Annotated in this window: 10 protein-coding genes; 3 read left to right on the forward strand and 7 right to left on the reverse strand. The window is 36.0% G+C overall.

Annotated features, from left to right (window positions below):
• The 3 genes from NTU89_03030 to NTU89_03040 form a co-directional block, all read right to left on the reverse strand.
• Positions 1-557: hypothetical protein (locus tag NTU89_03030; protein MCX5923519.1), on the reverse strand; the 557-nt coding region annotated here is incomplete at its 3' end.
• A gap of 59 nt (positions 558-616) precedes the next feature.
• Positions 617-2980: a DNA translocase FtsK 4TM domain-containing protein gene (locus NTU89_03035; GenBank protein MCX5923520.1), complete on the reverse strand. Its 2364-nt coding sequence runs from the start codon at positions 2978-2980 to the stop codon at positions 617-619.
• Complete coding sequence (locus NTU89_03040) at positions 2980-3822, reverse strand: undecaprenyl-diphosphate phosphatase (GenBank protein ID MCX5923521.1); 843 nt, start codon at positions 3820-3822, stop codon at positions 2980-2982. Before NTU89_03040 ends, NTU89_03035 begins: the two co-directional genes overlap by 1 nt.
• 255 nt (positions 3823-4077) lie before the next feature.
• Here NTU89_03040 and NTU89_03045 point away from each other — a divergent pair, with 255 nt between their 5' ends.
• The 3 genes from NTU89_03045 to NTU89_03055 all read left to right on the forward strand — a co-directional run bounded on the left by NTU89_03045 (position 4078) and on the right by NTU89_03055 (position 6559).
• Complete coding sequence (locus NTU89_03045) at positions 4078-5733, forward strand: hypothetical protein (GenBank protein MCX5923522.1); 1656 nt, start codon at positions 4078-4080, stop codon at positions 5731-5733.
• A gap of 152 nt (positions 5734-5885) precedes the next feature.
• Positions 5886-6173 (forward strand): nucleotidyltransferase domain-containing protein, encoded by a 288-nt coding sequence (locus tag NTU89_03050; GenBank protein MCX5923523.1) that lies wholly within the window; start codon positions 5886-5888, stop codon positions 6171-6173.
• Complete coding sequence (locus NTU89_03055) at positions 6170-6559, forward strand: HI0074 family nucleotidyltransferase substrate-binding subunit (GenBank protein MCX5923524.1); 390 nt, start codon at positions 6170-6172, stop codon at positions 6557-6559. Before NTU89_03050 ends, NTU89_03055 begins: the two co-directional genes overlap by 4 nt.
• Before the next feature lie 45 nt (positions 6560-6604).
• Here the strand turns inward: NTU89_03055 and NTU89_03060 are convergent, their stop codons facing one another.
• The 4 genes from NTU89_03060 to NTU89_03075 all read right to left on the reverse strand — a co-directional run.
• On the reverse strand, positions 6605-7726 hold the full coding sequence (locus NTU89_03060; protein ID MCX5923525.1) for an ACP S-malonyltransferase: 1122 nt from the start codon (positions 7724-7726) through the stop codon (positions 6605-6607).
• Between the two features lie 19 nt (positions 7727-7745).
• Positions 7746-9167: a glutamate--tRNA ligase gene (gene gltX, locus NTU89_03065; GenBank protein MCX5923526.1), complete on the reverse strand. Its 1422-nt coding sequence runs from the start codon at positions 9165-9167 to the stop codon at positions 7746-7748.
• Positions 9168-9177: 10 nt separating this feature from the next.
• Positions 9178-9948 carry a hypothetical protein gene (locus tag NTU89_03070; protein ID MCX5923527.1) on the reverse strand — a complete coding sequence of 257 codons (771 nt, stop codon included), beginning with the start codon at positions 9946-9948 and terminating at the stop codon, positions 9178-9180.
• 177 nt (positions 9949-10125) lie between these two features.
• A partial coding sequence (locus NTU89_03075; protein MCX5923528.1) for an ankyrin repeat domain-containing protein occupies positions 10126-10870 on the reverse strand: 745 nt, incomplete at its 5' end.

Genomic DNA, 10870 nt, shown 5'->3' on the forward strand with positions numbered 1-10870 from the left:
TCTTTTCCAACAAAGGGCTTACCTTGAGGATCTTTTAATCCTAAGCTTTGCATATAATTTTTCAGCCCAAGCTCCATTTTTACAGCATCGCTAGAAAAATCATTCATGATTCTAAGTATTTTTCCAATATCCTTTGGCTTAAGCTGTGCAACTGGATTATTTGGAGCGTTGGTTGGATTAAATGTACCACCTGGTGGCATGTTAAACATTTGACGAACAAGGTTTTGAGTGCCCGTGCTTCTATCTTGATTCAGGTAATCACCCACCTCTTTTTTTATGATATCCAGATCTGGTGAAGCATCTTTTAAAACAGCTTCACCCAAACTTTTATTATAAAAAGAACTGAATTCATACAAATTACGTAGGACGTTTTTTTCTGCAAAGACTAAGCCGTAAAATGGCGAGCAACCTGCATACTCCGAAAGAATAGTATGAGTTCCTTTAAGTTTGGTAACCCCTAAGCCTAATCTTGGTTTGCTTTGAGACATTGCATGCACAGAGCTTGCACTAAAAATTATAGAAGCTTGAAACAATAATATTTTTTTAACCATCGACATAAAAATCTCCTTTTTTAAAAAGAGTAAGATTTTGAAAGTTAGTTTGTCAAGAATCTGATTTAATCTTTGACGACTCGTCTCATTTTGCCACCATCGCTCGACATCACCAGACCTCGAGCTTCAAGGATTTCAACAATTCGAGCTGACCTGTTATACCCAATTCTAAAGCGACGCTGTATCATAGAAATAGAAACTTCATCACAATCTTTAAGCATATCAACCACCTGTTGATACAAATCTTGATCTGATTCAAATACTTCAGAGTCAGTTTCGGTAGAAAGCATATCGACCACATCTAAAAATGACGGTGGCTGCTGAGCTTCAATATGTTTAACCAAATAATGAACTTCTTTTTCTGAAACGTATGCTCCATGAACTCGTCTGATTTGAGGATCTTTAGCATCTATAAAAAGCATATCCCCTTTTCCCAAAAGCCTTTCTGCACCCATCTCATCTAAAATGGTGCGGGAATCTACTTTTGAAGTTACTTTAAACGATATTCGATTTGGCAAGTTCACTTTAATCAGGCCCGTAATGACATCCACAGAAGGTCTTTGTGTCGCAACAATCATATGAATTCCTGCAGCGCGAGACATTTGCGCAATTCGTGCAATCAAATCTTCTGCATCTTTACCAGTCGTCATCATCAAATCTGCAAGCTCATCGATAATGACCACAATGAACTGCATAATTTCTAATTCTGACCGCTGCTCTCGTAATTTTTGATATTCAAAAATATTTTTTACTCCAAGCTCTGCCATGTTTCGATAGCGCTCTTCCATGGTCATTACAACCCATTTTAAAATTGGCACTGCTTTTTTTGAATCAGTGATAACTGGGAAAATAAGATGAGCAATTCGTTCGTACGCTGTAAATTCTATTTGTTTTGGATCAATGATAATGAGTTTTAATTCATCAGGTTTTTTTGCGCACAAAAGAGACACAAGCATACAGTTTAACGCAACCGATTTACCAGAACCTGTAGAACCCGCAATTAAAAGATGGGGCATACTCGCAAGATCAACCACGATATGATTTCCGTAGGTGTCTTCACCTAAAATCATGGGCAAATGGCCTTTAAATTTAGTCCAGGCAGCACCATGAAAAAGATTTGAAAGCAAAACTGAATTTCTAACTTTATTTGCAACCTCAAACCCGACTACATCTTTTCCTGGAATTGGTGCAAGAATACGAATATTTAATGCTTGCAGTGCCATGGCAAGATCATCTTCAAGGCCTAAAATTTTACTTAATTTAATGTGACTATCTGGCTTGTATTCAAACAATGTGATCACAGGACCAGGATGAATTCGAACCACTTTTCCACGCACTCCAAAAAGTGCCAATTTTTCTTCTAGGATAGCTGATTGTTCTGCGAGTGCTGCTCGATCAATTTCATGATGTTGAATAGTGTTTCCTTGAACCAGCATTTTTTCAATGTCTGGCAATTGATATTTTTTAGCTCGAGACTTTTCACTATCAACCGATTCTTTTTTGTGAGTAGACATCCCAAACATTTTGCTAAGATCCTTTGATGGTAAAAGATCCTCTTCTTGCAACTGCTCAAGTGATGATTCAGCGGGAACAAAAGATTCTTGATTTTCCAAAATCAACTCTTTAATTTCAGACTCTTTGCCAAATAATTCTTGAAGTAGCTCATCCATGCTTTTATTAACTGACTGCTTGCTTGAATGCTCAAGATCCTGCTCAAAATCCATAATCGATTCATCTAAGCTTTTAACCTTAAGCCCACTGAGCAAGCCATAAACCCATTTACAAATATAAACAAATCCAAAACAAACATACGAAATTGCTGACGCCACAAAGCGAACAAATCGAGCAGGAGCATTATCAATTTGCACAAGATAATGAGCAAACTTTGTTACCGCTACAAACATTTGGTGAACCAGTTGCAGCATTGCAAAACGAGAGATTAAAATAGTTGAAGCAAAAACAAGAGTCCATAAAATTACGCCTTTTATTTTTACATCAAATGAAGAAAGAAGCGACATGGTAATCGTTCCTAAAAGACCGCCTGGCCCACTGAATTCATGAAAGCCAATTCCATAAAAACGACAGACACCACTTGAAAGCAACACAAAAGAGACTACACCAACAATTCTATCCGCCTGCTCCCCAACACTTTTTATTCCTGCAATAAAAAAAAGACCGTACAGCATTAAAAAGGGAACAAGGTATGCCGTTGTTCCTAAAAAATAAACATAAAATGATGCTAGAGTTGCCCCAAAATAACCCAAGCTATTTTGACATGAGCCGCCGGTAGCATGGTAGAAAAAAGATACATCATCAGGCCGAAACGACATCAAAGATACAAATGTCATTCCTGTAAACAACGCCATAAGACAAAATGGAGCATACTGAAAAAAATAATGCTTTAAATAAGCGACCAGTTTTTTTTCCATTAAATACCTTTACATAAAAGCAAACTTACACAAATTGGAATGATCATGTATCGGGAAAAATAATAAATTTTATTTTTTTCTATTAATTTACCGACCAAACACAATAATCCATAACTCACTAAACTCGCTATAAACATAACAAACAGACTTTGGAATGCAAATAATTTTATCATGAGATCTGCTCTTTTTTGAATCATTAAAAAGCCCTTTAAAAAACCTGCACAAATTAAAGGAAATTGAATCAAAAACGATACAGAAAAGGCGGTAAACGCATTGTACCGGCAAAGCAACCTACAAGCTCCATATGTTGACGCAAATCTAGAAATTCCAGGAAGTAAACTCAGTCCTTGCACTACACCTAAAATTACCGCATCACGAAAAGACCAATCAGTATTTTTTTCACCATGAGCATACTTGGTCGCATACAAAATAAATGCGGTAATTGAAAATCCGATAGGCAAAAAACATTGTTGAACTACAGAACAATTTGAAAAATCAAACCACCAAAAAATAGCCGTTATCAAATCTACTATGCCAATAAATAAAGCGGAAGAAACAAGCGAAAGCCACCAATTTTTTTTGAAAAGATAGGATGATGGTTTTGTAAAAACAACTGATTTATCCTGAAAAACCATTTGCCACCAAGATTTAAAAAAATAAAATAAAAGAATTGCAACCGTTGGTCCATGAAGAAAAAAATCCACATCTTTCATGTAATCATTTTGCGAGATATCAAATCCAAATCTTGTAAGAATCATACTTGCTAGCATGACGTGCCCCGAGCTACTAATTGGCAAACTTTCAACAACTATTTGTATAAATATCCACACACTTAAAAACATATCTTCACCATTTTTGTATTTCTATGCAAAAACTTAATTTATTAAAAAATAATAACAACTTTTATAAATTACGTATACGAAGTGATTAAAAGCCATAAAAGAAATCTCAAAGAAAAATAGCTTATCCCTTAGCTTTTAACAGGATCAAACAGTATCAATCACCTTGCTAGATCGACAAAATAACTTTACAAAAAAGATTTTCAAGTACTATACTAAAACCGAATTCTTTGTTTAAAAAGTCATTAAAGGAGTCCTATGAAGAACAACTTAAAGCGGTTTCTTTCTGTAGCCGCATTTCTATGCACATCAATTGCATCTCTAGCAGACAGCTCATGTACGACATGCCCAACTGGATGCACAAATAGCCAAAATCTTTTACAACTACACGCACTATCAGTAAGTGGTTCACGCCAACTCGAATTAATTAAAAATGCTTGGTCTCCTATGCAAGACGAAGAGGGCTGGTTTGGAATGTTTGGTGTCGGCGTAGAATATATGCAGACACTTGGCAGCAAAAAATGTGGTGTTAAAAAATGCTGCACAAGCATTGGCTCAATGCCTTTCTGGTCTGGAACAAACAAGACATCTTCAACAGAAGGCAATGCAACATTTAGCAACACAATGACTCTTGGAAACAACACAGGCGGATTTGACCTTGACGGATATCAAATGGGCCTTGGTCCTGTCGCAACAGTTGGAACTGTAACTTTAAATCCAGTTATATCTCAAGCCGGTGCAGATTTCATGCTGTATTTTGGTGCTCATAGAACAGAGCGTAGCTTTTGGTTTAAAGTACACGGACCAGTGGGTGTAACCAGAGTTAAACCAAATATAACATTCTCTGGTGACGTTGCTCCTGTGGTTTACCCAGAAGGATCGTTGGCTGAATCGGCGACAACCGCAGCTCCCTATGAAAACATTGCACAATCATTTCAAGGCGATAAATCTGCAGGATTTTTAACTCAAATGCTTCGTGGTAGAATTACCAACTGCCAAACATCATCTGCTCATTTTGGTGACCCAGAATTCTCACTTGGTTACAACGTGATTGCAGATGAAACAAAAAATCTTGGTATCGCACTTTGCATAAGTGCTCCAACTGGAAACACTGCTCGCGCTATCGAAGTTCTTGAACCGATCTTTGGTCGAAATGGTCACTGCGGAGTTGGTGGAGAATTACTCGGACATTGGAGATTTTGGCATTCAGATGATAACGATGATAAATATGCAGACTTGTGGCTTGAAGGTACTGCAATGCACTTATTTAGATCATGCCACCAAAGATCTTTTGATTTAAAAGAAAATGGCCCTGGTTCTAAATATTTACTTATTGGAAAATACACAGGCGGTACATTTCAAAATCTCATTGAAAACGCTATAAACATTACCACTTTAACCGTTGAATCAACATTTGCAGTTGAAGGTAACTTTGCATTAGCTGCTGATTTTCATTGGAAAAACTGGAGTTTAATGATTGGTTATGAAGGATGGGGAAGAACTTGTGAAAACTTGTACATCGACACCGCACCAGGCGCAACTAATTTAAATGACTATGCTGTTCTTGGTCGTCAAACACCATACACAACAGGCGGAGCAAATAATTTCTTGTGTGAACCAAAAGCACAAATCGGAAATTCTCAAGCCTACACAACCGTCGCAACTTCAACGATTGTTGATGCACGAGTTGCAACAAATCGTATCAATGATGATATTTATACCGCCCTTGATATAAATAATCAATCTGCGCACGCTGCGTACACAAGCAAACCATTTATACAAGGTCAGTATACTTGGACCGACTCAGATTACCGTCCATTCCTTGGCCTTTCTGGCGCAGCTGAATTTTCAAACTTGAAAAACTCTGCTGCTACATTCTGGAGCATTGGTGCACAAGGCGGAATCTCATTTTAAAATAATTTAAGTGAATTTAACGATTTACAAAATACCGGCAGTAGAAAAACTCTACTGCCGGTATTTTTACTATTCATGTATATTTTTTGCATAATTATAAAACTTAATTTATAAGATTAGTAAGCAAACTTGCTGTACCAAAGGATTTTAAAATGCAAAAAACAATCAATCTAGATAATTATGAATTTATTTCAAAATTAAAAAGCTTACCATTTGTAGAAAAAGTACTACTATTTGGTTCTCGAGCTCGAGGAACCAATCAATCTAGATCAAATATAGATCTTGCAATCGTATGCCCAAAAGCAACTGACGATCAATGGCGAGAAGTTTTAGACATCATAGATGATGCTGATACGCTTTTATTAATTGATTGTGTAAACTTTGATAAAATTGACCAAGAATTAAAAGCAAGAATATTAAAAGATGGAGTTGCGCTATGAAAAAAGAAACTGAATTAATATTTCAACAACTTGAAAAGGCTTTGTTACGCCTAGAAGAGGTCGTAAACCTACCGATTTCAAAACATAAAGTTGAAATAGAAGCAACCATACAATGCTTTGAATTTACCATAGAGCTATTCTGGAAAGCGCTGAAGAAAAAACTTTCTGATGAATTCAATACCGAAAGCTTTGGACCAAAACAAGTTTTACAATATTCATATGCTAAACAATTAATCTCGAATGAAAAGCATTGGCTCAATATGCTCACAGATAGAAATATGACAAGTCACACATACAAAGAAGCTTTAGCTCTTCAAATTTATCAAAATATAAAAATGCACACTCCTTTTTTAAGACAAGAGTTTGAATTCTGTAAAATTAACTAAAAATACCGGCAGTAGAAAAACTCTACTGCCGGTATTTTTATTTCACTAATCTTCGTCTTCATCATCAAAATCGGATGGTAACTCATTAATCAAATCAGCATCGAGCAGATCATTTTTAATTTCATGATTATGATCTTTATCAATATCTTGATCATGGTGCTCAAGCTCAGAATAGTCTGCTTTAGTATCTGCTTCTTGCAAGTCATCAATTTTTAAAATATCTGGCAATGGTGAGAAAAAGAGTGACTCGATCATAACAATGTCTTTTAAGGATGAAACAATGTGATACTCCTTGTCTGGGTACACTTCTTTAAACCATTCAATCAACTGATCACCAGGACCAACACTTAAAATAACATCACAGCCTTCAAAGCCTTTCATTACTTCAAGCCACTGAACACGGTTATTAATTTTTCTCATGATTGCAGATTCCAAGGCATCAGGGCTCGTTACATAGACACCTTCAACGTTTGTAATGACAGGAACTTCTAACGGTCTAAATTGAATTTTATGATAATACGGTCTAAGCCTTTCGACTACTTCATTTACTAAATCGCTATGAAGTTCATAGCCCGGACCAACATTTTTGACTTTTCTAATAACTTCTTCGACACAATGTTTTTGAATTTTTTCAATAGCTTTGAGAGCTCCTGAGATATAAAAAGCATTGTTTGTATTTTGCGCTGAAACAGAAACTGGATTTTCTTCTGTTGATTTTTTCTTGCATAATTCTTCAATAGATTGAATATCAAACTCTCGAACGACTCTTAAAACGGTATAATCTTTATCTTTTATAAATTCGTCATAAAACTGTGAATATTTGTTTAAAAGATACAAAGCATCTACAAAATTTAAGGACCGAGAAGCATAGGCCGCTGCGTACTCACCAATTCCATACCCTGCTACGAAATCTGGCTTGAGACCTCGTTGATGCAAAACTTCGTACAAAGATGCCTCAAAAAGAAAAATTGCCAAGTAGCCTGAGCGTATTGACAATATTTCTTCATCCGATGATGCAAATAAAAGTTTTACAAAATTAATTTCTGCAGTCCCTGCAGCTTGTTCAAAAAATTCTTGGACCGTTCGCAACTCATCGTACAGATCTTTACCCATGCCGATAAATTGCTGACCATATCCAGGAAACACAACCCCAATGCGTTTTGACATACACTCCCCCTTATATTTATTACATCCCTGCTATCACCACCGACATTCTTTTTTTAACATCATCTGGCCCTAGCAAAACAATCATATCGAAAACTGATGGTCCAGAAATAGACCCTATCAAAGCGTATCTTAAAAGCTGCGACACTTCAGACATTTTATAACTATTTTGCTTACAAAAAGCTTTTATCTTATCTGAAAGTTCATGCTTTTGAAAATCTTTGAGGGTGTCTAATTCTTCTTTGAGCAATTCTAAAATAATGATTGCGTCTTTTTCAATCAATTTATCTAAACTTTGCCTATCATAGCTTTCTGGAAGGAAATATGATTTAAGAACTTGATCGTATAAATCTTTTAAAGTGCTTGATCTGTCTTGATACAAAGTTATCCAGCCATGACGCTGATATTCTGTCCAATCAGGCGTCAACTTAGCTAAATTCTTTTCTAAATCTTTTATGAAAAGTTCTTCAATTTGTGCTGGCGTTAAAGATTTAATATAAAAACTATTAACCCATTTTAACTTTTCAAAATCAAATTTAGCACCGCTATGATTAATATGTTTTAAAGAAAAATGCTCAATCATTTCACTGACTGTAAAAATTTCTTGATCACCGTGTGACCATCCCAAACGAACCAAATAATTACAAAGAGCCTGCGGCAAATATCCATCTTTTTTATATTCAACCACCGATGTTGCGCCATCACGCTTACTTAATTTTTGACCTGACGGCCCTAAAATAAGTGGGATATGTGCAAAATCTGGAATTTCAAACCCAAATGCTTGATACAACAAAATTTGTTTTGGTGTGTTGAATAAATGCTCTTCGCCACGAATGACTTGAGAAATTTGCATTTCATTATCATCAACAACGTTGGCAAAATTGTATGTCACGGTACCATCGGTGCGAAGAAGAACAAAATCATCAATTTGATCTGATGGTATTGAAACTTGACCTTTGATATCATCTGCAAACGTAAAAAGCTCAGAAACTATTTCTACTTTAAAACGAACCACGTACGGCTTGCTGCTATCTTGATTTGAAATATTTCTACAGGTTTTATCGTATTGATATGTTTCTAAGCGCTCAACTGTTGATTCACGTTTTTTTTGCAAATCAGACTCTGAGCAAAAACATTTATATGCTTTATTTTCGTCTAATAATTTTTGAGCAAAATCTTGATAGATTTTCATTCTAGATTTTTGATGAATCATAGGCTCGTCTGCAACTATTCCTGTCCATGCAAGGCTTTGCATGAGTGAATTTTCAAACTCTTGAGTCGATCTGACCACATCAGTATCTTCAATGCGTATTAAAAATGTTCCGTTGTAATGCCGCGCAAAAAGCCAATTGAAAAGTGCGGTTCTAAGTGAACCTATGTGTAAATTCCCTGTTGGCGATGGTGCAAAACGTACTCGAACAGGTCTGCTGTTTGTTGATTTCATATTTTTTACTCTAAGACTGTAAGTCTGCGACTGCTGAGTCAGCGACTTCTGGGCTCGCGCTTATCAACTTATCTTGAGCTTGTTTTACCCAAGGAGAAACAATGATTGCTTCTTTATCAGCATTGTCTACTAATTTTTTGAAAGCTTGCTGTGATTTTTCAATGTCACCAGCATGCACGTAATAAACACCAAGCAGATAGAGAGCTTCTTGAAATGAAGGATTTTTTAGATCTTGTGTCATCGTGATTAAATCTGCCAAAGAATTTTTTACAACATCTGGATTTGTGCTGTCAAATCCCATTTTAATTCGTTTCAATTGAAACAGGCTGCGCATTTCTGAATTTTTTGGCATTTGAGCGATTGCTTCGTCTAAAAGACCAATTGCACCATCAAGGTTATTATCTTTTTCGATCATGATTTGAGATTTGAAAACTAAAAAGTAAGGAGCTAGAATTGAGCTCATATTTTCTTTGTGCAGTGCGTCTAAAAGATGCTGCGCATCTGACCATGCAAGTTGAATTTTGTCATGATCTTTTGTTTTATCTAAACTTTGCGTTTCTTGTTGAGCCTGTGTGAAAAGTTCTATAACTTCTGAGAGTGCTACAAATGCGCGCTCTTCTCTTGCTTGAACGTATCGAGCATTAAAAAAATAACCACCCACAAGTACCACCAAAACAATAAAGCCAATGAATGCTTCTTTTGCATATTTTGATGAAAACTGTGCGCAAAATGATGAGTAATTTGATGAAATAGTTCTATTAAGTTTTGAGTACATGCTCATGATAAATCCTACCTTGTGTGTGTGAAAAAAATAAACCTTTTTTAACTATCTCAAAACTACCACAGAATCGAAAAATTTCAATAAAAACAGAGCTGGGCAAACTTTGATATTTTACAAACAAAAAGCACCCCTAAAATTGGAGTGCTTTTTGTTTATTTACAAATTTAGTTTGTGCACCTAAACCGCTTGGATCATACTATTTTCAGGTTCGACATCTTTAGCCCTTAGGCCTTTCTTATTTTTAGCGTTTTTATTTGCACCAGCATCAATCAATCGGTTTCTTGTTTCTTGAGACAGCCCGCTTCTTCCGTTTGTTGTATGAATTTCCATGCTATTAAGATGATGCAAAGCAGTATTTCCATTTATGTCTTTTGCGTTGACATCTGCACCTTGAGCAATTAATGCTCTTACCAAAGGTTCATCGCCACTTTGAATCGCACGCATCAAAGGTGTGCTTTTTGTTTTAGGGTCTATGCCAAATGATTTGTTTTGGTTAGAAAATTTATTGAATGTACGCAGCCTCTCTCCATTTTCTGAAATATAATACCCAGCCTCATCACCTTTATAATTTTTAATATGTTCGCTTGCTCCAGAATCTATTAAGGCTTCAGCGCTAGCTATATTGTTGTTATGACTATTATTATAGAACGCCTGCAACGGAGTAATTCCATGTTTTTTATCTTGAGCATTAATAAATGAACCACTTGCAAGAAGTTCTTTTACGATTTCAGGAGTACCATATGCTGCCGCATCGTGTAAAGCTGTTCCGCCATATGTATTTTTTGCATAAACATTTGCTGGATAACCATTTTTATCTTTAGCTGCCAACAATGCTTTTACCATCTCAAGATTTTGTGCTTTTGCCGCTATCATCAAAGGAGTTTCGCCTTGCGCATTTCTAATATTTAAATCTGCACCAGCA

Source organism: Candidatus Dependentiae bacterium, from assembly GCA_026389065.1.
Taxonomy (GTDB): Bacteria; Babelota; Babeliae; order Babelales; family Chromulinivoraceae; genus JACPFN01.

Excerpts from the sequence above, each read along its gene's own strand:
- NTU89_03035 (MCX5923520.1), bottom strand. The coding sequence starts at position 2,980 with ATGGAAAAAAAACTGGTCGCTTATTTAAAGCATTATTTTTTTCAGTAT.
- NTU89_03040 (MCX5923521.1), bottom strand. The coding sequence starts at position 3,822 with ATGTTTTTAAGTGTGTGGATATTTATACAAATAGTTGTTGAAAGTTTG.
- NTU89_03045 (MCX5923522.1), top strand. The coding sequence starts at position 4,078 with ATGAAGAACAACTTAAAGCGGTTTCTTTCTGTAGCCGCATTTCTATGC.
- NTU89_03050 (MCX5923523.1), top strand. The coding sequence starts at position 5,886 with ATGCAAAAAACAATCAATCTAGATAATTATGAATTTATTTCAAAATTA.
- NTU89_03055 (MCX5923524.1), top strand. The coding sequence starts at position 6,170 with ATGAAAAAAGAAACTGAATTAATATTTCAACAACTTGAAAAGGCTTTG.
- NTU89_03060 (MCX5923525.1), bottom strand. The coding sequence starts at position 7,726 with ATGTCAAAACGCATTGGGGTTGTGTTTCCTGGATATGGTCAGCAATTT.
- gltX (MCX5923526.1), bottom strand. The coding sequence starts at position 9,167 with ATGAAATCAACAAACAGCAGACCTGTTCGAGTACGTTTTGCACCATCG.
- NTU89_03070 (MCX5923527.1), bottom strand. The coding sequence starts at position 9,948 with ATGAGCATGTACTCAAAACTTAATAGAACTATTTCATCAAATTACTCA.